The 20785-nt window shown below is 57.9% G+C and carries 19 protein-coding genes; 8 read left to right on the plus strand and 11 right to left on the minus strand.

The genetic code is table 11. The annotated features are described in order from the left end of the window. The first annotated feature begins 423 nt into the window (after nucleotides 1–423). Nucleotides 424–1575: a DcaP family trimeric outer membrane transporter gene (locus tag AVO44_RS09395; protein ID WP_068335831.1), complete on the plus strand. Its 1152-nt coding sequence runs from the start codon at nucleotides 424–426 to the stop codon at nucleotides 1573–1575. Nucleotides 1576–1662: 87 nt separating this feature from the next. On the opposite strand, the gene AVO44_RS09400 is transcribed toward AVO44_RS09395, so the two are convergent. From AVO44_RS09400 to AVO44_RS09410, 3 genes are all read right to left on the minus strand, one after another. Continuing rightward, nucleotides 1663–2016, minus strand: a complete 354-nt coding sequence (locus tag AVO44_RS09400) for a hypothetical protein (RefSeq protein WP_068335833.1) — start codon at nucleotides 2014–2016, stop codon at nucleotides 1663–1665. Nucleotides 2017–2146: 130 nt separating this feature from the next. Continuing rightward, a complete protein-coding gene (locus AVO44_RS09405) occupies nucleotides 2147–2554 on the minus strand; it encodes a DUF6497 family protein (protein ID WP_233421965.1) in 408 nt (135 codons plus the stop codon). Nucleotides 2555–2731: 177 nt separating this feature from the next. Further along, on the minus strand, nucleotides 2732–4264 hold the full coding sequence (locus AVO44_RS09410; RefSeq protein ID WP_068335836.1) for an acyl-CoA carboxylase subunit beta: 1533 nt from the start codon (nucleotides 4262–4264) through the stop codon (nucleotides 2732–2734). A gap of 183 nt (nucleotides 4265–4447) precedes the next feature. On the opposite strand from AVO44_RS09410, the gene AVO44_RS09415 reads away from it, so the two are divergent. Next, entirely contained in the window at nucleotides 4448–5653 is a 1206-nt protein-coding gene (locus tag AVO44_RS09415; protein WP_068335839.1) for a multidrug effflux MFS transporter, read from the plus strand. Between the two features lie 65 nt (nucleotides 5654–5718). Then, nucleotides 5719–7119, plus strand: a complete 1401-nt coding sequence (locus AVO44_RS09420; RefSeq protein WP_068335842.1) for a helix-turn-helix domain-containing protein — start codon at nucleotides 5719–5721, stop codon at nucleotides 7117–7119. Nucleotides 7120–7191: 72 nt separating this feature from the next. Here the strand turns inward: AVO44_RS09420 and AVO44_RS09425 are convergent, their stop codons facing one another. The 6 genes from AVO44_RS09425 to AVO44_RS09450 all read right to left on the minus strand — a co-directional run bounded on the left by AVO44_RS09425 (nucleotide 7192) and on the right by AVO44_RS09450 (nucleotide 12954). Next, nucleotides 7192–7431 (minus strand): HP1242/YdcH family protein, encoded by a 240-nt coding sequence (locus AVO44_RS09425; protein ID WP_068335844.1) that lies wholly within the window; start codon nucleotides 7429–7431, stop codon nucleotides 7192–7194. A gap of 78 nt (nucleotides 7432–7509) precedes the next feature. Then, complete coding sequence (betA, locus tag AVO44_RS09430) at nucleotides 7510–9168, minus strand: choline dehydrogenase (RefSeq protein WP_068335846.1); 1659 nt, start codon at nucleotides 9166–9168, stop codon at nucleotides 7510–7512. Between the two features lie 72 nt (nucleotides 9169–9240). Beyond that, nucleotides 9241–10749 (minus strand): choline-sulfatase, encoded by a 1509-nt coding sequence (gene betC / locus AVO44_RS09435; protein ID WP_068335849.1) that lies wholly within the window; start codon nucleotides 10747–10749, stop codon nucleotides 9241–9243. Next, on the minus strand, nucleotides 10746–11318 hold the full coding sequence (gene betI / locus AVO44_RS09440; protein WP_068336376.1) for a choline-binding transcriptional repressor BetI: 573 nt from the start codon (nucleotides 11316–11318) through the stop codon (nucleotides 10746–10748). The genes betC and betI overlap by 4 nt, the downstream gene beginning before the upstream one ends. An 87-nt stretch (nucleotides 11319–11405) precedes the next feature. Continuing rightward, nucleotides 11406–12314, minus strand: coding sequence for a DMT family transporter (locus tag AVO44_RS09445; RefSeq protein WP_068335852.1), 909 nt, complete (start codon nucleotides 12312–12314; stop codon nucleotides 11406–11408). A 40-nt stretch (nucleotides 12315–12354) separates the two neighbouring features. Continuing rightward, nucleotides 12355–12954, minus strand: coding sequence for a LysE/ArgO family amino acid transporter (locus tag AVO44_RS09450; protein WP_068335855.1), 600 nt, complete (start codon nucleotides 12952–12954; stop codon nucleotides 12355–12357). A gap of 86 nt (nucleotides 12955–13040) precedes the next feature. On the opposite strand from AVO44_RS09450, the gene AVO44_RS09455 reads away from it, so the two are divergent. Then, complete coding sequence (locus AVO44_RS09455) at nucleotides 13041–13946, plus strand: LysR family transcriptional regulator ArgP (protein WP_068335857.1); 906 nt, start codon at nucleotides 13041–13043, stop codon at nucleotides 13944–13946. A 62-nt stretch (nucleotides 13947–14008) separates the two neighbouring features. On the opposite strand, the gene AVO44_RS09460 is transcribed toward AVO44_RS09455, so the two are convergent. Further along, the gene (locus AVO44_RS09460; protein WP_068335860.1) at nucleotides 14009–14749 is read right to left on the minus strand and encodes a YebC/PmpR family DNA-binding transcriptional regulator; all 741 of its coding nucleotides are present in this window, start codon (nucleotides 14747–14749) and stop codon (nucleotides 14009–14011) included. Between the two features lie 110 nt (nucleotides 14750–14859). Here AVO44_RS09460 and AVO44_RS09465 point away from each other — a divergent pair, with 110 nt between their 5' ends. From AVO44_RS09465 to AVO44_RS09480, 4 genes are all read left to right on the plus strand, one after another. Further along, nucleotides 14860–16632 (plus strand): SLC13 family permease, encoded by a 1773-nt coding sequence (locus tag AVO44_RS09465; RefSeq protein ID WP_068335863.1) that lies wholly within the window; start codon nucleotides 14860–14862, stop codon nucleotides 16630–16632. A 16-nt stretch (nucleotides 16633–16648) separates the two neighbouring features. Then, nucleotides 16649–17383: a glutamine amidotransferase gene (locus AVO44_RS09470; protein WP_068335866.1), complete on the plus strand. Its 735-nt coding sequence runs from the start codon at nucleotides 16649–16651 to the stop codon at nucleotides 17381–17383. Nucleotides 17384–17455: 72 nt separating this feature from the next. Continuing rightward, nucleotides 17456–18313 (plus strand): bile acid:sodium symporter family protein, encoded by an 858-nt coding sequence (locus AVO44_RS09475; RefSeq protein WP_068335869.1) that lies wholly within the window; start codon nucleotides 17456–17458, stop codon nucleotides 18311–18313. A gap of 11 nt (nucleotides 18314–18324) precedes the next feature. Further along, nucleotides 18325–19986, plus strand: a complete 1662-nt coding sequence (locus AVO44_RS09480) for an FAD-binding dehydrogenase (protein ID WP_068335872.1) — start codon at nucleotides 18325–18327, stop codon at nucleotides 19984–19986. A 10-nt stretch (nucleotides 19987–19996) separates the two neighbouring features. On the opposite strand, the gene AVO44_RS09485 is transcribed toward AVO44_RS09480, so the two are convergent. Beyond that, complete coding sequence (locus AVO44_RS09485; protein WP_068335875.1) at nucleotides 19997–20731, minus strand: YbaY family lipoprotein; 735 nt, start codon at nucleotides 20729–20731, stop codon at nucleotides 19997–19999. Between the last annotated feature and the right edge of the window lie 54 nt (nucleotides 20732–20785).

Genomic DNA, 20785 nt, shown 5'->3' on the forward strand with positions numbered 1-20785 from the left:
AGAGCCGCACGGCACAGGTAGAATGCACGCGGCGTAACAGGCGGCAAAGACTGAAGTGTTACCTGTTGGGATTCCGGCTGGAATCTGCCCATGCAACAAAACGCCGCGCAAATTAGTGCCGAGAGAAATAGACCTCGACGCACATGCCCCAAGGCGCGTCACCGTCACAATTCTGTTACACGCGGCGACAATCACAGCACGCTGCAAAATTACGTTAACGCTATCAGTCTTCAGCAATTCGGCAGGAATTTTCGGTGGTAACAGGGTTTTAGCAGTGGCCATCACAGCAGCGTGATTTTTAATCAAGAAATTCGCACATTTCCTTGAATTATAAATAGTTTTTCGTCTCAGTCTCGTGATTTCCTTGAATAACCGCTGCGTGAAAATGTGCGCGTGCATAATTGCACACAAGGAAACACCCAAATGAAAAGACGAAATACGAAGGCAATCCTGCTCACTGCAACAGTACTGAGTGCAACGAGCACGCTTGCCTTTGCCGAAGACGCACAAACCCAAGCCGAGCTGGAAGCTCTGCGCGCCCGGGTTGAAGCTCTCGAAGCCAATAGCGCCGGTTCCGGAACCGGGGATCTTCGTGTCGGTAGCACATCCTTGGATGTCTACGGCTACGTCAAAGCCGACTTCTTCTATGACTTCGACTTTGATCAAGGCGACACGGCCTTCGTGAACGTTATCGGTGAACCCACTGCCGCGACCAACGGAAAATTTGGTGCCACAGTTCGCCAATCGCGGGTCGGATTGCGCACTCTCACGCCCAGCGACATCGGCGACATCGGTGGACAGTTGGAAGTTGACCTGTTTGGCTCGAGCGGTACTGCCGAATTCCGGATACGCCATGCCAATATCACGATCGGCGACCACTGGTTGATCGGTCAGACCTGGACGAACTTCATGGCGCTGGACTCTTATCCCCGCACGGTTGAATTCAACGGACCTGTTGGCGTTCTGTTTGCCCGGACACCGCAGGTGCGCTACACCGGCAAACTCGGCGCTCACACCACGTTCACCGCGTCTGTGGAAGAAAACGTCGGCTCCTCGAACTCGGATGACCCTGTTCTGACGGCCGCTGTTGAGTTCAAAAACGATAAGTATAGCGCCCGCGCGGCTGCCCTCTACAGCAAGGCAAAGTCGGGCAATACCGAGGTTGACCAAACCGGCTTCACTGTCGGTGCCACGGCCAAACTCTGGAAAGGTGGGCTTTTCACGGCCAACTACACCGACGGTGAGGCAATTGGCCCGTACCTGATCGGTGGCGGTGATGCGATCGTTGGCGGCCGGGCCAACGACGCGGACGGCTACTCGCTTGAGCTCCGCCAGGACATAGGGGAAAAACTGAACATCGGTATCGCCTATGGTAGCGAAGACTATGACCTTGCGAGCTCGACCGGTACGCTGGCTTTCACCGAACTCGAAACGATCCACGTCAACGCGTTCTACAAAGCCACGGATAACCTGACCCTGAGCGCCGAATACTTCTACGGCGAGCGGAATGACGCGCCTACGGGCCGGGATTTCGACGGCGACCGTATTCAGCTTGCCGCGCAGCTGAACTTCTAAGCACACAGCCCTGCCCTGCCCGACACCGGGCAGGGTTTTTTCCGAAGACACGTTCGGGTGGGTATGCACTACAGCGGCCTGCACGGCTTAACGCACCTCGTTGAAAATATCCGGAAACGATATGCGCGCCGCGTCCACATCTATCACCAGCAAGGCCTCGTAGCTGGCCGGATCAAACGGATCTTCGGCAGCAATGACTTCGCGCTCGAATAGCCAACTCAGCCGACCCGCGTCCAAGTTGCCGCGTTCGAAAGGTTGGTCGCCAAAATGCTGCCACAGCGCCTCCATGAAGGCCGCATCGGCACGACGGTCTGCGGGCTTGCGATCCCGGAACCGTTCGCGCCGAGAGATCGGCGTGATACCTTTTGGGTTGGCACGGCGAATAGTGAACTGAAAATCGGTTCCGGGAAGCCGTCCGGGGAATCCACGGTGTTTCAGCATATCGCCACCTTTTTGTCGATCATATAAAGGGAAACATGCCCGTTCCCCCACGCAGACAGAATCATTATGCGCACCTCCAAAGCCGCATTTGGTTTCAGAAACGTCCGGTTTTTTCGAAAACGTTTCATGGTCAGAAGCCCTCCCAGATACATTGGGATTGCTCCAGCCGATAGGCTTCGAAGAACTGAGTTGCATCGGGCGCCGACCGCCCGAATTCGATAGGCCGGTCAGACAGAGAAATAACAACCCGCGCCGGTTCGAGATCGTATTTGGCGACATAGGCGACCGCAAGCGTCTGACACAAATGCGCCATATCGACCGAGGCCACATCATATCCGATCCGCCCCACCGTCGAACCGATCTTGGGCGCGATAAATCGAAACCTGACCCACAGCTCACCCGGACTGTTGTCCAGCAGCACATCGGTCAGATGTACGGGCTGTCCAGACGGCACCGGCAACAGGTTTTCGGATTTGGCGAAGGCAGGGTTGACGCATGAAAGACATATCAGAGCAAGAGCGCGACCCCAGACCTGCAAGGTGCAGGCTCCTCTCTCCGGGGTCGCGCGCGCTTGGCTTAAGGCCCGCGCTTTTCTATGTCTGATAGGGCTATTCATTTATCAGCTTTATTCTCTATGTCAAACGCTCTGGTTGTCCCGCCTGCCACGGTTTGCACGCACAGCGTTCTGCTACCGACGCACCCGTCGCGTTTTCCTCTACAGCGGAATATTGTCGTGCTTTTTCCACGGGTTTTTCAGTTTCTTGTTGCGAAGACTCGCAAATGCGCGGGACACACGGCGGCGGGTGGATTGGGGCATAATCACCTCGTCAATAAAACCACGCTCAGCCGCAACGAATGGGTTGGCGAAGCGGTTTTCGTAGTCTTGCGCGTGCTGCGCGATTTTCTCATCGTTGCCCAGATCGGCGCGGTGGATGATCTCGGTCGCGCCTTTGGCCCCCATCACAGCGATCTCGGCTGTGGGCCAGGCATAGTTGAAATCACCACGCAGATGCTTTGAAGCCATAACGTCATATGCGCCACCATAGGCCTTGCGGGTGATAACAGTGACCTTCGGAACCGTCGCCTCGCCATAGGCAAACAACAGCTTGGCGCCATGCTTGATGACACCGCCATATTCTTGCGATGTCCCCGGCAAAAAGCCCGGCACATCCACGAAAGTCAGGATCGGAATTTCGAAACAGTCGCAGAACCGCACGAAGCGCGCGGCCTTGCGGCTGCTGTCGATGTCCAGGCAGCCGGCCAACACCATCGGCTGGTTCGCCACGACCCCAACGGTCTGTCCCTCCAGCCGGATAAAACCGGTGATGATGTTCTTGGCGTAGTCTTCCTGAATTTCGTAGAAATCACCCTCATCCGCCACCTTGGTGATCAGCTCTTTCATGTCATAGGGAGTGTTCGGATTGTCCGGGATCAGAGTATCCAGCGAGGTTTCGACCCGTTCCGGGCTGTCAAAGAAGGGACGCACCGGGGGCTTTTCACGGTTGTTCAGCGGTAGGAAATCGACAAGACGGCGTACTTCGGCCAGTGCTTCGACATCATTCTCGAACGCGCCATCGGCGACCGAGGATTTCTTTGTGTGGGTCGATGCGCCGCCCAGTTCTTCGGCGGTGACAACTTCGTTGGTAACGGTTTTTACGACGTCGGGGCCGGTCACGAACATGTACGACGTGTCTTTGACCATAAAGATAAAATCGGTCATTGCCGGGCTGTAAACCGCGCCACCAGCGCAGGGCCCCATGATGACGCTGATCTGCGGCACCACGCCCGACGCCATGATGTTCCGCTGGAACACCTCGGCATAACCCGCCAGCGACGCCACGCCTTCTTGGATTCGCGCCCCGCCCGAGTCGTTGATCCCGATAACCGGCGCGCCATTCTGGATCGCCATATCCATGATCTTGCAGATTTTCTGCGCGTGGGTTTCCGACAGCGATCCGCCGAACACGGTGAAATCCTGGCTGAACACATACACCATCCGGCCATTGATCGTACCCCAGCCGGTCACCACGCCATCGCCCGCAGGTTTTTGATTTTCCATCCCAAAATCTGTGCAGCGGTGGCTGACGAACATATCGAACTCTTCGAAACTGCCTTCATCCAACAGCAGGTCGATACGTTCGCGCGCGGTCAGCTTACCGCGGCCGTGCTGTGCGTCGATGCGCTTTTGCCCACCGCCCAGCCGTGCTTCGTTGCGACGGTTTTCAAGCTCTGTCAGGATGTCTTTCATGGCGCTAATCCCCTGTGAATTTTGCGCGACACTATACCCAGACGCGCCTAACCCAAAGCGTCTTTCGGCAAATTTGCAAATGTTTGAAAACTTACAGCTGGAAAACTGTAAATTAGCTAATCTATCTCTTTCAGTCACGTTCTTGCATGGCATTCCTTGTTGAGCTTAATGTACACGTGAACCATGCAGTTCAGTTCAAGTCAGGCGCACCGCTCGCCCCCCACAATTTACACTCTCGTATTGCTGTCGGGGCTGTCGGCGCTCAGCCTGAATTTGTTCCTGCCCAGCCTGCCGAACATGGCGCTGCATTTTCAGACCGACTACAAGGTCATGCAATTGTCGATTGCGCTGTATTTGCTGGTTAATGCAGTGCTTCAAATCCTGATCGGGCCGATTGCGGACAAAGCCGGACGACGACCTGTTCTGCTGTGGGGCTTGGTGCTGTTCCTGGCCGCTACGCTAGGTTGCATCTACGCCCCGAATGCCGAGGTTTTTCTGGCTTTTCGGATGTGTCAGGCCATCGTGGTCGTGGGCATGGTACTCAGCCGGGCGGCAGTGCGGGACCTGTTTGAACAGGACAAGGCGGCTTCAATGATCGGGTATGTGACGATGGGCATGGCCGTCGTCCCCATGATCGGCCCGGCCATTGGCGGCTTTCTGGAAGAGAGTTTTGGGTGGAAGGCGAATTTTTGGCTGCCCTTCGCGCTTGGCGTAATGACGCTGGCGCTGACCTACTTCGATTTTGGCGAGACTTCGGTCAAAAGCGGCAAAACGCTGATACAGCAATTCCGCGAATATCCTGAATTGCTGCGCTCTCCACGCTTTTGGGGCTATTCGATGTCCTGCGCGCTGTCATCAGGTGCGTTCTTCGCCTATCTGGGTGGAGCGCCGTTCATCGGCACCGAGGTGTTCGGCCTGAGCGCCGCACAGATTGGCGTCCTTTTTGGCGCTCCTGCGGTCGGGTATTTTGTAGGCAACTTTCTCAGCGGTCGGTACTCGGTTCGTTTTGGTGTGAACCGGATGGTCTATTGTGGGTGCTGGCTGACCACAATCGGCATAGCGTTGTCCGCCGCTCTGTTTCTTTTGGGTCTTGGAACGGCGCTCAGCTTTTTCGGGTTCATGACCTTTGTCGGTGTCGGGAATGGAATGACAATTCCCAATGCCACCTCCGGTGCCCTGTCTGTACGCCCGCATCTTGCCGCGACAGCTTCGGGTCTAAGCGGAGCGATCATGCTGGGCGGCGGTGCCGGGCTAAGCGGTCTGGCTGCGGCCCTGTTGACCAAAGACACCGGGGCGATGCCATTGCTGTGGCTGATGCTGGCTACTTCGGCGCTTGCCGTCTGCGCCATCAGTTTGGTTATCTGGCGCGAGAAGAAGCTGGGCCTGTAACACAGCTTGCACCTGACAGTTTGCAAAGTTAGCTTGCGCTGAGGGAAAAGTTGCAAAGGCACGCCATGGCCACCCAAAAACTTTACGCTGGCGCAAAACTGCGCGAGATGCGAACGCGTCTGACCCTGACGCAAAAGGACTTCGCTGCCAAACTGGGCGTTTCGCTGCCTTATCTGAACCAGATGGAGAACAACAACCGGCCGATCTCAACGACGGTTGTTCTGGCGCTGGCGCAGGAATTCGGCATGGATGTGACCGAGCTGAGCACAGGCGACAGCGAGCGTCTGGTCTCGGACATGCGTGAGGCGCTGGCTGATCCGGTATTCGATGACACCATGCCCCCGCTGGCCGATCTGCGACTGACTGCGTCGAATGCGCCGGCCCTTGCGCGCGCATTCATCGCGCTGCACCGCACCTACAGGCAAACGCATGAGCGGCTGGCTTCTTTGGATGAAGCCCTGGGTCGGGAAGACGCGCGAATTCAGGCCAGCCCCTGGGAAGAGGTGCGCGACTTCTTCCATTACTGCGACAACTACATCGATGCGGTCGACCGCGCGGCCGAGCGGTTTGCCACACGTGCAAACGACGCTGGGGGCATTCGCTCCACAGCAATCGACAGCCTTGGTGAACGCGGCATCCGGGTGCAATTTGTGGATATTGACGAAACCCGAAAATACGACGCCGACAGCAAAACCCTTCAGCTTTCCTCGCGCACTGCGCCACAAACGCAGGTGTTCCAACTGTTGTTGCAGATGGCGTTGATCAGCCAGGATAAATTGCTGGAAGCAACGTTGGATTTTGCCAAGTTTCAAAGCGACGAAGCCCGCGCTATCGCCAAGATCGGTCTGGCCAATTATTTCGCCGGGGCTTCACTGATGCCCTATGGTGCGTTTCTGGCAGCCGCGCAAGAATACCGTCACGATCTGGAACTGCTCAGCAATCGCTTTGGCGCATCGATCGAACAGGTTGCACATCGACTGTCTACGCTGCAACGTCCGGGCGCCAAGGGCATTCCGTTCTTTTTCGTGCGGGTCGATCAGGCGGGCACAATCACCAAGCGCCACTCGGCCACCAGACTACAATTTGCGCGGTTCGGGGGTGCCTGCCCGCTGTGGAACGTTCACCGCGCCTTTGAAACCCCCGGCCATTTCCTTCGACAACTGGCAGAAACGCCCGACGGCGTGCGCTATATCTCACTGGCCAGAGATGTATCAAAGTCCGGTGGCTCATTTGGCGCACCTGTGCGCCGCTATGCCATCGCGCTTGGCTGCGAGGTGCGTCACGCCGAAGCGCTGGTCTACGCCGATAACCTCGATATAAACAACGCCAGCGCCTATGAGCCGATCGGCATCTCATGCCGAATCTGCGAGCGAAAGAACTGCCATCAACGCTCGGTTCCACCACTAGAGCGCCGTCTTTCGATTGACGCCCACACGCGCGGCACGTTGCCTTATGAAGTCACCTGAACTTTGGCATATGTGACAGGACCGACGCAGAGTTGCGGATTGCAGCGGCGGGGACGCGGCCCCGCCCAAGTCTTACGCATTTGACAAAATCGCCCAGATCTCATCCTTCAGCGCAGCACGTTTCTTGCGCAACTCACCTTCGGCCAAATCTTCCATTGGCTCTATGTTTGCTTCGGCGCGATGCACGGTGCGGTTGATCTCGTGATATTCATCCGCAAGCCTTGCGAAATGCGCGTCGGATTGCTTGAGCTGGCTCATCAATTCGACTTTGTCCGGAAATTCTTCGGCCAGTTCATGCGGGGTGTGGGACATTCCTGTTCGCTCCTAAAAGATGTCGTTGCTACCCCGGTTTATACGCCTGTCGCACGCCCCACTTTGACGCGGATCAAATCACCGCTGCGCTGTCGCCCATTTCGGATGAATCCATGGGCGATTGTTGGCCCGTGGCAGAGCCTCTTTCCCAAGCAGATGATCTGAAACTTTCTCACCCACCATGATGGACGGCGCGTTCAGATTGCCGTTGGTGATCTGCGGAAAGATCGAGCTGTCGGCAACGCGCAGCCCATCCACGCCGATCACGCGGCTTTGGGGATCGACCACCGCATCTTTGTCGTCGACCTGCCCCATACGGCAGGTACCGCACGGGTGATAGGCGCTTTCGGCGTGTTCGGCGATAAAGCCGTTCAGCTCCTCATCTGTCTGCATATCCGCACCGGGCTGAATTTCCTTGCCCGCATAAGGTTTGAACGCCTCTTGTCCGAAGATTTCGCGGGTCAGGCGGATGCATTTGCGAAAATCCTCCCAATCCTTTTCATGACTCATGTAATTGAACCGGATCACCGGCGCGTCCTCAGCCCGGTCCGAGCGCAGCCTGACTGTTCCCCGCGACGGAGACCGCATCGGCCCGACATGTGCCTGAAACCCGTGCCCTTCCGCTGCGGCCTGACCGTCATACCGAACGGCCATAGGCAAAAAGTGGTACTGAATATCCGGATATTCGACGCCCGGTTTCGAACGGATAAACGCCGCGCTTTCAAATTGGTTCGATGCCCCAAGGCCGGTTTTCGTGAACAGCCACTGCGCCCCGATCAGGCCCTTACTGATCAGATTCCAGTGCTTGTACAACGTGATAGGCTGCAATGAGGCTTGCTGGATATACAACTCAAGATGGTCTTGCAGGTTCCCGCCGACGCCGGGGCGATCGGTGACAACGTCAATTCCCATCTCGGCCAGATGCGCTGCAGGACCGATCCCGGACAGCATCAAAAGTTTGGGTGAGTTGATGGACGACGCCGCCAGAACCACTTCTCGCCGGGCACGGATAACTTCCTTTTTGCCGCCACGGATCAGCTCGACACCTGTGGCACGCCCGTTTTCAATCACAACCCGAGACGCCAGACCTCGAACAATATCGCAGTTTTCGCGTTTCAAAGCAGGCTTCAGATAGGCATTTGCCGCAGACCAGCGCCGTCCTTTCCAAACGGTTTGATCCATCGGACCAAAACCTTCCTGTTTCTCACCGTTGTAATCCCCGGTGACCTCATAGCCCGCCTGCTGCCCCGCATCGACGAAAGCCTGAAACAGCGGGTTTTGGCGCGGCCCCCGCGAAACATGCAGCGGACCATCCTTGCCGCGCCATTCCGCATCACCTCCGTGACCACCATCGTGCCATGTCTCCATGCGCTTGTAATAAGGCAGCACGTCGGCATAGGACCAGCCATCGGCCCCCATGTCGGCCCACGTGTCAAAGTCGCGCGCGTGACCGCGCACATAGACCATCCCGTTGATCGAGGACGACCCACCAATCACCTTGCCACGCGGGCAGGCCAGACGGCGGTTGTTCAGATGCGGCTCGGGTTCGGATTGATAGCCCCAGTCATAGCGCGCCATGTTCATTGGATAGCTGAGCGCGGCAGGCATCTGGATAAACGGCCCGGCATCCGTGCCGCCATGTTCGATGACCAGAACTGAAGCCCCTGCCTCGCTCAGACGATAGGCCATCGCGCAACCGGCGGATCCGGCGCCTACAATGACGAAATCTGCTTCCATTTTACAACTCCTAGACCCGCCGCTCCAAATCAGGTGAATTACGGCGGAGTGTGTTTTCTTTGGATGGAAAGGTTATTCGCCGCGCGGGAAGCGCTGGCTTTCCTCGACGATGTTCAAATCCATGTGGTTGCGCATGTAGCGCTCTGACGCTTTTTGAAGGGGCTGATAGTCCCAGGGGTAATAACCGCCCTGCCGCAGCGCCTCGTACACCACCCATCGGCGGGCTTGGCTGGCCCGCACGTCCGCGTCGAACCGATCCAGATCCCAACGTGCCTCAGATTTCGCGCGCAGGGTCTGCAACGTCCCGGCATGCGCAGGGTTCGTGGCCAGATTGACCCGTTCCTGCGGATCAGCCTCAAGATCGAAAAGCTGATCGGGGTCCAGCGAACAGCGGTTGTACTTCCACTTGCCATACCGCAACGAGACCAGCGGCGCATATGAAGCCTCGGCCGCGTATTCCATCGCAACCGGCGCAGTACGTTCGACCCCGTGCGCCAAGGGCACAAGATTTTCGCCATCGGTCCATGGCGCAATTGCTGCCATGTCAACGCCTGCAAGCGCGGCAAGCGTTGGGGTCACATCAAGCGTTGAAACCGGCGTTTCGATTCGACCCTCAGGCAAGTCAGGCGCACAGATCATCAGCGGCACGCGCGACGACCCCTCGAAGAACGTCATCTTGAACCACAATCCGCGTTCGCCAAGCATGTCGCCGTGGTCCGAGACGAATAGGATGATCGCGTCTTGCCGTGTGCTTTCAAGCACCTCAAGGATTTCGCCGATTTTGTCATCCAGGTACGAGATGTTGGCAAAATAGGCGCGGCGTGACTTGCGGATGTCATCCTCGGTGATGTCAAAGCTGCGCCAGTCATTGGCATCGAAAATCCGCTTGGAATGCGGATCTTGGTTTTCGTAGCCCAAGTCCGACACTTCGGGCAGCAGGTGGTCGCAATCTTCGTACAGGTCCCAGTATTTCCGACGCGCTACGTAGGGATCATGCGGGTGAGTAAAGCTGACGGTCATGCACCACGGGCGGTCATCCTTGCCACGGGCCAGATCATAAAGCTTGGCCCTGGCGTGATAGGCAACCTCGTCATCATATTCCATCTGGTTGGAAATCTCGGCCACGCCAGCGCCAGTGACCGAGCCCATGTTGTGATACCACCAATCGATCCGCTCGCCCGGTTTGCGATAATCCGGGGTCCAGCCGAAATCGGCAGGGTAAATATCAGTGGTCAGCCGATCTTCGAACCCGTGCAACTGATCGGGTCCGACAAAATGCATCTTGCCGGACAGGCAGGTGTAATATCCCGCCCGACGCAGGTGGTGGGCATATGTGGGGATGTCGCTGCGAAACTCGGCCGCATTGTCGTACACCCCTGTGCGCGAGGGCAATTGCCCCGACATAAAGCTGGCACGCCCCGGCGCGCAGAGTGGGGACGCCGTGTACGCATTAGCAAACCGCGTCGATCGGTCTGCCAGCTTCTTCAGGTTTGGAGCATGAAGCCAGTCTGCGGGACCATCAGGAAAGAGGGTTCCGTTTAGCTGATCCACCATCAGGATCAGAATGTTCGGCTGTGTCATTTTTCAGCCTCAAGCAAGGTATTGAGGACACGCAAGGCATGGTTCACGGCCAGTTGCGGTTCCTTCGGTGCTGTAAGTGCCGCGCGAATATACAAACCGTCAATCAGGGCAATCATGTTTGCCGCTGCCTCGACCGGGTCCTGCATCAACGGACGCAGCGCGTCGACCAGATTGGACCGCATACGGGCCTGATAAATCTGCCACAGGCGCAGCGCGTCGTCGTTCGTTTGTGCCAGAACATAAAACGTCATCCACGCGGTGATGACATCAGGCGTAAAGCAGGACGGTGCAAAGCAAGCACGAATAATCGCTTGCGCCCTTTGATGAGGTGCGGCCGCTTTAAGCTCGGCCCGAGCCTCATTCCCGAAGTCGGACAGGATTCGCCGCATCGCAGCCAGAAAAATCTGATCTTTACCGCCGAAATAGTGATGCGCCAGCGCGCTGGACATTCCAGCCCGTTTGGCAATCTGGCTGACGGTCACATCCAGGGATTTCTTTGACCCAAGCTCGGCAATCGTCGCGCGAACGATCGCATCACGACGGATTGGTTCCATTCCGAGTTTTGGCATAGCCATCCCCTTCTCAACAATTGCCGAGGAGACGCTACGGTAATTTTATTGACTCGTCAATCAACAACAAAGTTACCGATGAGACGACTACAGCTTGGGCGCAATACTGGGCGTGGTCAGGTTGCTGCGATTCAGAACAGCTTCGCGCCAAGCGATAAAGCTGACAGCCGTCAGAATGAGTGATCCACCTGCGACAACCCATATGTCGACGCTTTCGTGAAAAACCAACGCGCCCATGAGCGTAGCCCAGATCAGCTGTAAAAACGTTACCGGCTGGGTTACGGCCACCGGGGCTGCTTGCAGCGCCAGCGTCATCAGATAGTGGCCCCCGGTGGCAAAGCAGGCGACCAGAAACAACACCCCGATATCGCTCAAAGTTGGAGGCTCCCACACTGCGACGGCAAAGGGTATCAAGGCGAGCGTCACCCAAATCGACAGATGCGCCACAATGACCGAAGGCGGGATATCACGCACCAGCAATTTGGCCAGCAAGTATGACCCGCCAAGCAACAACGCAGTGCCCAGCATCGCCAGGTGCCCGGTCGAAACCTCTCGGAATCCGGGGCGCAGGATGATGACAACGCCGATCAAGGCCACCAGAATCGCGGCGATCCGGCGGAAAGCCAGCTTTTCACCCAAAAACAGCGCAGCCCCTAGTGTGACATAAACCGGGGTCATGTAGTTCATCGCCGTAACCTCGGCTAACGGAATCTGAGTCATCGCGTAGAACCACAGCATGACGGCAATCCCGTGAACGATTCCGCGCAACCCGAACAAGGATAGGTGCCGCGATGACAGGCGGGTTGTCAGGATAGAACGCAGCGCAGGCAGAAGAAACACCAACCCCAGGGCGTAGCGTATGAAAGCCGCCTGAATAGGGCTCATGGTCGTTCCCAAGGATTTGACGAGTGCCGTCATCACCACAAAGGAAATCCCCGCAGCAAACATCCAGAACATACCCGCAAGGGGCCGCGATGATACGGCAAGCGTTGTCATGCGCAATTCTGAACACCGAAATCGGATCAGAGACAACCCTTCACATGGCAATAAGCTTAAACGCGATACCCAGCATGACGATTCCGATCACCGTATCCAGAACCTGCCACGCGCGCGGTCGCGCAAAGACGGGGGACAGCACCCCTGCCCCGTAGCCAAGGGAAAAGAAAAACACAAAGCTGGACAACATCGCCCCTACAGCAAAAGCCATGCGGTCATCATACTGGGCCGAGATTGAACCGATCAGCACGACCGTATCCAAATAGACATGGGGATTTAGCCACGTAAAAGCCAGCACGGTCAGCAAGACCGAACGCAGACTGGCGCGCTGACCTTCTGACACGTCCATCACAGCCCCGCCTCGCCAGGCCGATTGCAGGCTGCGCAGCCCGTACCAGGTCAGGAAAATCGCCCCGCCATACCGCATGACCGTTTCAAACCAAGGCAACGCTTCGGCCAGGGCGCCGAACCCTGCGACACCGGCCGCGATCAGGATCGCATCCGACACCGCGCAGGTCAGGCACAGGGGTAACACATGCTCACGCCGCAGCCCCTGACGCAGCACAAAAGCGTTTTGCGCGCCAATAGCTAGGATCAGGCTGAAACCTAAGGTGAAACCGGCGATCAGGGATGTAGACATGAAACCTCCTGTAGTCTGAGGCGTTGACTACGGATATCGACGCGTTCTATCAAATTAAAGATACTGACTACAGTTAAGTTCAACTAATGTTGCTTGATCCCAATCACCTGTCCGCGTTGTCGTCGATCCTTCGCCACGGCAGCTTTGACGCCGCTGCAGCTGAGCTTTCGGTAACGCCCTCAGCTATTTCGCAGCGGATCAAGGCACTGGAGGACCGCGTAGGTGCAGCGCTGATCAACCGGGGGACGCCCTGCACCGGGACCCCCGCAGGGATGCGCATCGCCCAACATGCCGAGGATATTGGCTTGCTTGAGGCCAAACTGGCCCGCGAACTGACCCTGAATCAGGCCACCGGCCCTGTCAGGGTTCGTGTGGCAGTCCCCGCAGATGTTCTGGCAACATGGTTCATTGATGCGATGGCTAAGGTGGATGGGTTGTTGTTCGATCTGGTGGTCGACGATCAGGATCATTCAGCGGAATGGCTACGCCGGGGCGAAGTCAGTGCCGCCATAACGGTGGGCGGGCAGTTGGTTTCGGGCTGCGATGCCACATCTCTGGGGGCGTTGCGCTATGTCGCGACAGCCAGCCCCGAATTCATAGAAAAATGGTTCGCCAAAGGCGTAGACGAACACACATTGGCTAGCGCGCCATGCCTGACCTTCAATCGCAAGGACAGGCTTCAGAAAGCCTGGATTGCCGAACAAACGGGCCAAGCGGTTTCTCCGCCTTCACACTTCCTGCCTTCGCCGCAGGGTTTTGTGGATGCGGCAATCGCGGGGATGGGCTGGGGCATGAACCCTGTCGGCCTGGCGCAACGCGCGCTGGACGATGGCAGGCTGCGGCCTCTGGTACAGAACGCGCCGTTGGATGTGCCGTTGACGTGGCAGGTCGGCCGCGTCTTATCTGCGGCCTTGGCGCCGCTAACCAGTGCGGTCAGACAGGCCGCCCGCACAGCGCTGCTTCCTCCGTGCAGCGAACAATCCAGTTTTTGACCAGTCAGCGCTATGGGAGTTTGAAAAAGCTCCTCGACATCAGAAGGTGGTGATGGCGCAGATCAAAGCTGCGCCATCACCTCGTCCGATGCATCGAAATTGGTGGTAACGCGCTGTACGTCATCGTCGTCTTCTAGCGCATCGACCAGCTTCATCAGCTTTTGCATGTCTTCAAGACCCAACTCTGTCGTGGTGGTGGGTTTCCAGACCAGTTTGGTGGACTCGGATTCGCCCAGCGCGGCTTCCAGCGCGTTGGACACATCGTTCAGATCGGTATCTGCACACCAAATGATGTGGCCATCGTCCGAACTTTCGACATCTTCGGCACCGGCTTCAATAGCCGCTTCAAAGATCGCATCCGCATCACCTGCGGTCGCGGGATAGACAACTTCGCCCTTGCGTTCGAACATGAACCCGACCGAACCGGTCTCGCCCAGGTTGCCGCCGTTCTTGGAAAAGGTCGACCGCACGGTCGAAGCGGTCCGGTTGCGGTTGTCCGTCATAGCCTCAACAATCACGGCCACGCCGTTCGGGCCGTAGCCCTCATACCGGATTTCTTCGTAGTCGTCGCCCTCGCCCGCAACCGATTTCTTGATCGCGCGGTCGATCACGTCCTTTGGGACCGAGTTCGACTTGGCCTCTTTCACGGCCAGACGCAGGCGCGGGTTCTTGTCAGGATCGGGGTCGCCCATTTTGGCGGCGACGGTGATCTCTTTCGACAGTTTGGAAAACAGCTTGGACCGCGCGGCGTCCTGACGTCCCTTGCGGTGCTGGATATTGGCCCATTTGGAATGGCCTGCCATGTTGCGTCCTCGTGATAGTGATTGCGTATTCGGCGCTCATATAGACGTTTGCCGGGCATGGGATCAAGAGAGCGGCTTGCCCAAGCCCGGCTTGAGGGTATGGTGGCGGCATGACGACAGATCAGATTATTCTTTTTGCCCTTTTCACCACCGTGTTCGGAATGCTGCTATGGGGGCGGTTTCGCTATGATCTTGTGGCGTTTTCCGCCCTGCTGCTTGGGGTTATTCTTGGGGTTGTTCCAGTGGACAGGGCTTTTGCCGGGTTCGGGCATCCCGCAACAATTATTGTGGCGCTTGTTCTGGTTGTATCGGCTGGCCTTGTCCGCTCGGGCGCTGTGTTCCTGATTACGCGCACCTTGGTTGACGCCTCGCGGGGGTTAGGGGCGCATATCGCCTTGATGGGTGGGATCAGCGCGATTCTGTCGGCCTTCATGAACAATGTGGCCGCGCTGGCCTTGCTGATGCCGGTCGATATTCAAACGGCTCGCAAGGCGGGCCGGTCGGTGGGGCTGACGCTGATGCCGCTGAGCTTTGCAACCATACTGGGCGGCATGGCAACACTGATCGGGACGCCACCCAACATTATCATCGCCTCAATCCGGCAAGAGACATTGGGCGAACCGTTCGAGATGTTCGATTTCGCCCCGGTGGGCGGGGTGGCAGCCATCGCAGGCTTGGCCTTTGTCTCGTTGATCGGATGGCGCCTGATCCCGGACCGCGGCCCACAGACCGAAAGCACCGAGGCGCTGGCCGAATACATCGCTGAACTGACCATTCCGCCCGAGTCGGCTCATATTGGCAAACGGGTCAGCGAACTTTACGCAGCAGCCGAAAAATCCGACGTTGCGATCATCGGCCTGATCCGCGACGGCAAGCGGCGCTATGGCCGCTCGGCGCATGCCACGCTGCAAGAGGGCGACGCACTGGTCCTTGAAGCACGGCCTGAAGCACTGGATGAGTTTCGCGCGGCGTTGAACCTCGATTTCTCAGACACGCGGCGGCAGGAATTACTGACCGCCGAGGGCGATGGGCTAGAAGTGATCGAAGTTGTCGCCACCGAAAGCGCCCGCATCACTGGCCGCACCGCACAGGGTCTTGGCCTGGCGTGGCGGCAAAGTACTGTTCTGATGGGTATTTCCCGCCAGGGCCGCCGCATCACCGAACAGGTTCGCAAAACCGAGGTCGAAGCCGGCGACATCCTGCTTCTGCTCTGCCCGCGTGACCGCAGCGCGGATGTGACGGAATGGCTTGGGTGCCTGCCCTTGGCCGCGCGCGGGTTGAACGTCACGGCCAATGACAAGGCATGGCTGGCCATCGGCCTGTTCGCAGCAGCGGTATTGGCGGCCAGTCTTGGGCTAATCTATCTGCCGATTGCATTGGGGCTTGTTGTGGTGGCCTATGTGCTGACCAAAATCATGCCGATTGCGGACCTCTACAACCATATCGAATGGCCAGTCGTTGTGTTGTTGGGCTCGATGATCCCTTTGGGCAGCGCGTTGGAGACGTCTGGCGGTACCGAGTTGATCGCCAATGCGCTGGTGCAATTGACCGACGGCTTGCCCGCCTGGGCCATTCTGACCGTGCTGATGGTCGTCACGATGACCCTGTCAGATGTTCTGAACAACACTGCGACGGCCATTGTTGCCGCGCCGGTTGGCATCCAGATGGCACGCACGCTTGAGGTGTCTCCGGACCCGTTCCTGATGACCGTCGCCGTGGCGGCCTCGGCCGCGTTCCTCACGCCCATCGGACACAAGAACAATACGTTGGTGCTGGGACCCGGAGGCTACCGGTTTGGCGACTATTGGCGTATGGGTCTGCCGCTGGAAATCCTCATCGTCGCGGTTTCAATCCCCGCCATCCTTGTCTTCTGGCCGCTTTGACGGGTAAGGGCAGCGCATGAAACGATTTCTGATCCTGCAACTGCGCCCCGAGACCGAGGCGTCGGATGCCGAGTACGCCTCGATCCTGGACAAGACCGGCCTTGCGCCGGACCAGACCCACCGTATCCGGCTGGACTGCGAAACTCTGCCCGAAGGGTTGGACGTGACGGATTACGCAGGCGTTATCGTTGGCGGCGGTCCCGGCTGTGTCAGCGATGATCCCGCAACGAAATCCGCAAGCGACGCGCGGGTTGAGGCATCAATCATGGATCTGATGCCCCAAATCACCGCAAACGATCACCCGTTCATGGGGTGCTGCTATGGTTTGGGCATTCTGGCCGCGCATCTGGGCGGGCACGTCAGTAAGGACCGGTTCGGAGAACCCGTCGGCCCTTCGACCTGCCACCTGACCGATGAGGGTGCGCGCGATCCACTGACCGCCGGGCTGGGCGAGAGTTTCGATGCGTTTGTAGGCCACAAAGAGGCGGTGCAGACGCTACCTGAAGGCTGCGTGCACCTGCTGGCCTCGGACCCCTGCCCGTTTCAGATGATCCGCTGGGGTCAGAATGTTTATGCCACCCAGTTCCACCCCGAAGCCGACGCGCGTGATTTCGAACAACGCATCAAAATCTATAAGAATTATGGGTATTTTCCCCCCGAAGACGCGCAGCGCCTGATTGATATTTGCCACGCTGCCAAGGTTACAAAACCCGGTGAAATCCTGCGCCGTTTCGCCCAGCGCTATATGTGACCTAACGGCGCTGTTGCCTGCGCCGCAATCACTCGCTTAGGCTGATCCGAACGGCTTTGGGAGGAGTTGTTCTTGGATCTGCTCATAAATGTCGGCCTGCCACTTTCGCTGGCCATTATAATGTTGTCTCTGGGCGTCGGGTTGCATGTTGCTGATTTCAAACGTGTGCTGAGCCGGGGATATCCCTTTGCCATCGGCGCGCTTTGTCAGGTTATCTTGTTGCCGATAGCGGCGTTTATCACAGTTACTGCCTTCGCCTTGCCGCCCGAAATTGCGGTGGGATTCATGCTGCTTAGCTTTTGCCCGGGCGGAGTGACCAGCAACATCCTGTCTAAGCTGGCCAAAGGCGATGTTGCGCTGTCGGTCAGTCTGACCGCTGTCATCAGCTTGCTTTCCATGATCACGGTCCCCTTTCTGGCAGCATGGTCAATCGCTCATTTCATGAGAGACGACGCACCCGAGGTTTCGATCACTGGCCTGGCCATCGCTTTGTTCCTGATCACAACTCTGCCCGTCGCAATCGGTGTCAGCCTGCGCCACTTCGCAACCGGGTTTGCGGAACGGGTCGATGCCCCGCTGTCCAAACTGGCAACCGCCTTGTTTGTCCTGATTGTCCTCGCCGCGCTGGCTGGGAACTGGCAACTGTTCATCGACAACCTCGGGGCTATGGGTGCTGGTCTGGTCTCACTTAACATCGCATTGCTGGCAATCGGGCTGGGGATCGCGCGTGCCGCGAAACTGTCGTGGAACGAGAGTAAAACGATCTCAATCGAAACCGGCATTCAGAACTCGACACTCGGGATAACGCTGGCCGCGCTGATCACAGGGACGGAAAGCGGGTTCAGCCCATTGGCCCTTCCCTCTGCCGTTTACGGGATCATGATGTATGTCGTGGCCCTGCCGTACATCGCCTGGCTGCGCGGCCGCTGAAAGGACAAGTCATGACCACTAACACTGCCGATGCCATTGTGGTGGGTGCCGGTTTGGCTGGCCTCGTAGCTGCGGCCGAGTTGGGGGATCGCGGCAAGAAAGTCATCGTGCTGGATCAGGAGCCCGAGCATTTTCTGGGCGGGCAAGCATTCTGGAGCCTGGGTGGTTTGTTCATGGTCGATACCCCGGAACAACGCCGGATGGGAATCAAAGACAGCCACGAATTAGCCTTACGCGACTGGATGGGCAGCGCGCAGTTCGACCGCGATGAAGACGCCTGGCCGCGCAGATGGGCCGAGGCCTATGTGGAATTCGCCGCCGGAGAGATGCGCCCCTGGCTGCATGAGATGGGTCTGCGCTGGTTCCCCATTGTCGGCTGGGCCGAGCGTGGCGGATCATATGCGGATGGTCATGGCAACTCGGTGCCGCGGTTTCACATCACATGGGGCACCGGGCCGGGCGTTCTGAAACACTTCATCCGCCGTGTGCAGGACCATGTCGACGCCGGGCTGATCGAGCTGAAATTCCGTCATCAGGTCAGCCATATCATCATGCAGAACGGCAGCGCCAAGGGCGTTTCAGGCGAGGTTCTGGCCGATGACACTGCCCCCCACGGTGCCAGAACCAACCGCGATGAGGTGGGTGAGTTCGAGGTCTATGCGCCTTCGGTCATCGTGACCTCGGGCGGGATCGGTGGCAATTTCGAGATGGTGCGCAAGAACTGGCCCCGCAACCGACTGGGTGAGCCACCAAAAGAAATGGTCGCAGGCGTCCCCTTTCACGTCGATGGGCGTATGATCGGCATCAGCGAAAAAGCCGGCGGTCACGTCATCAACGGCGACAGGATGTGGCATTACACCGAAGGCGTACGCAATTGGAACCCGATCTGGCCATCACACGGCATCCGCATCCTGCCCGGCCCAAGCTCTATGTGGTTCGACGCGCGCGGCAACCGGTTGAAACCACCCTGCATGCCCGGATTCGATACCCTTGGCACGCTGAAGGAAATCCTGAAAACCGGATATGAATACAGCTGGTTCGTCCTGACACAGAAAGTCATCAAAAAGGAATTCGCGCTTTCTGGTTCGGAACAGAACCCCGACATGACAGACGGAGGATGGAAAGAGGTGCTGTTTCAGCGCGTCCTGACCGGGTCAAAGGCAACGGCACCGGTCGAGGCGTTCAAGGAACATGGCGAAGATTTCATCGTCGCCAACACCCTGACCGAACTGGTCAGCGGCATGAACCAGTTGGGCGGAGGCTTGATCGACGAGGCACATCTGAGGGCTCAGATCGAAGCGCGGGATTCGCAGGTCGACAATCCGTTCACCAAGGACGCGCAAATGGCTGCCATATTGGCCGCGCGCAACTACCGGGGCGACAAGCTGATCCGCACTGCCAAACCGCATAAATTCCTCGACCCGGCCAATGGCCCGCTAATTGCAGTAAAGCTGCATGTGCTCACGCGTAAGACGCTGGGCGGGCTGCAGACGAACCTGGACAGCCAGATGATTGGCGCGGACGGTCAGGTGGTCCCCGGTCTGTTCGCGGCCGGAGAGGTCGCCGGGTTTGGTGGCGGCGGTTATCATGGCTACAACGCCCTTGAAGGCTCGTTTCTGGGCGGCTGTATCTTTTCGGGCCGCAATGCCGGACGATCAAGGGCCGTCGCGTAACCTCCAAGCGTTATTGGGTGCGGGTGAAAGTGACAATCGGTTCACCCGCTGCGTCCAGAAAAGCCATCGCATCCCCTTCCATTGCGTAGGTGGTAACCTCTTGCAGCAATGAAAAGAACTTGCGCTCTACCTCTTCAAGGTCCGGGGGACAGGCCATAAGCGTCGCCGCCATATTGTCCGGGAATGAGATATTCGAACCCGAGATTTCAGCCTGTCCGTTGAACCGGTTGCACCCGCCGCTGCCGGAAAAAGCCCCGCCCTCGGCAAAGGAAATCTCGGGGCGGCGCTCTGTCTCAACCTTCGTGCCACTCAGGGCGACGGCGGTCCATTGCGTGTTCTCAAGCATGGCTGCCCCTTGCACCTGCACCAAAACCAGATCGGTAGAGTTTCCCGCACCGTCCGTCAGAACAGGATATGCCGTATCCGTGGTAAACAGCAGCTTGCCGCCCTGGTTGATTGAAGCGCGCACAACATAGCGGCGACCGTCCTTGATCAGGTTATCGTCGAAAACCAACTCGAACTGCGCAGGCACGCCGCTCATCGCGTAGCGTTTGGTGGCAAGCGACACTGCGGGCGCATCCGCCCGCGAAACGTCCTGAAGTTCGACATACAGCGTGGCATCTGGTGGCACAGCGATCCGTTCGCGATAGGTTGCTGTCCCTTCGATTGTACCCGCGGTTGCGGCGGCGCTTAGCGCAACCGAAAATGAGGCGACTGCCAATGCTGCCTTACCGGTTCCGAGCATGGGGATGCTCCCTTCTTCATAATCACTTGATGAAACATTGTATTTGCATGTGAT

Origin of the sequence: Ruegeria profundi, assembly GCF_001507545.1 — a bacterium.
Taxonomy (GTDB): domain Bacteria; phylum Pseudomonadota; class Alphaproteobacteria; order Rhodobacterales; family Rhodobacteraceae; genus Ruegeria; species Ruegeria profundi.

Coding starts and splice junctions, on each gene's coding strand:
- AVO44_RS09395 (WP_068335831.1), top strand. CDS start 424: ATGAAAAGACGAAATACGAAGGCAATCCTGCTCACTGCAACAGTACTG.
- AVO44_RS09400 (WP_068335833.1), bottom strand. CDS start 2,016: ATGCTGAAACACCGTGGATTCCCCGGACGGCTTCCCGGAACCGATTTT.
- AVO44_RS09410 (WP_068335836.1), bottom strand. CDS start 4,264: ATGAAAGACATCCTGACAGAGCTTGAAAACCGTCGCAACGAAGCACGG.
- AVO44_RS09415 (WP_068335839.1), top strand. CDS start 4,448: ATGCAGTTCAGTTCAAGTCAGGCGCACCGCTCGCCCCCCACAATTTAC.
- AVO44_RS09420 (WP_068335842.1), top strand. CDS start 5,719: ATGGCCACCCAAAAACTTTACGCTGGCGCAAAACTGCGCGAGATGCGA.
- AVO44_RS09425 (WP_068335844.1), bottom strand. CDS start 7,431: ATGTCCCACACCCCGCATGAACTGGCCGAAGAATTTCCGGACAAAGTC.
- betA (WP_068335846.1), bottom strand. CDS start 9,168: ATGGAAGCAGATTTCGTCATTGTAGGCGCCGGATCCGCCGGTTGCGCG.
- betC (WP_068335849.1), bottom strand. CDS start 10,749: ATGACACAGCCGAACATTCTGATCCTGATGGTGGATCAGCTAAACGGA.
- betI (WP_068336376.1), bottom strand. CDS start 11,318: ATGCCAAAACTCGGAATGGAACCAATCCGTCGTGATGCGATCGTTCGC.
- AVO44_RS09445 (WP_068335852.1), bottom strand. CDS start 12,314: ATGACAACGCTTGCCGTATCATCGCGGCCCCTTGCGGGTATGTTCTGG.
- AVO44_RS09450 (WP_068335855.1), bottom strand. CDS start 12,954: ATGTCTACATCCCTGATCGCCGGTTTCACCTTAGGTTTCAGCCTGATC.
- AVO44_RS09455 (WP_068335857.1), top strand. CDS start 13,041: ATGTTGCTTGATCCCAATCACCTGTCCGCGTTGTCGTCGATCCTTCGC.
- AVO44_RS09460 (WP_068335860.1), bottom strand. CDS start 14,749: ATGGCAGGCCATTCCAAATGGGCCAATATCCAGCACCGCAAGGGACGT.
- AVO44_RS09465 (WP_068335863.1), top strand. CDS start 14,860: ATGACGACAGATCAGATTATTCTTTTTGCCCTTTTCACCACCGTGTTC.
- AVO44_RS09470 (WP_068335866.1), top strand. CDS start 16,649: ATGAAACGATTTCTGATCCTGCAACTGCGCCCCGAGACCGAGGCGTCG.
- AVO44_RS09480 (WP_068335872.1), top strand. CDS start 18,325: ATGACCACTAACACTGCCGATGCCATTGTGGTGGGTGCCGGTTTGGCT.
- AVO44_RS09485 (WP_068335875.1), bottom strand. CDS start 20,731: ATGCTCGGAACCGGTAAGGCAGCATTGGCAGTCGCCTCATTTTCGGTT.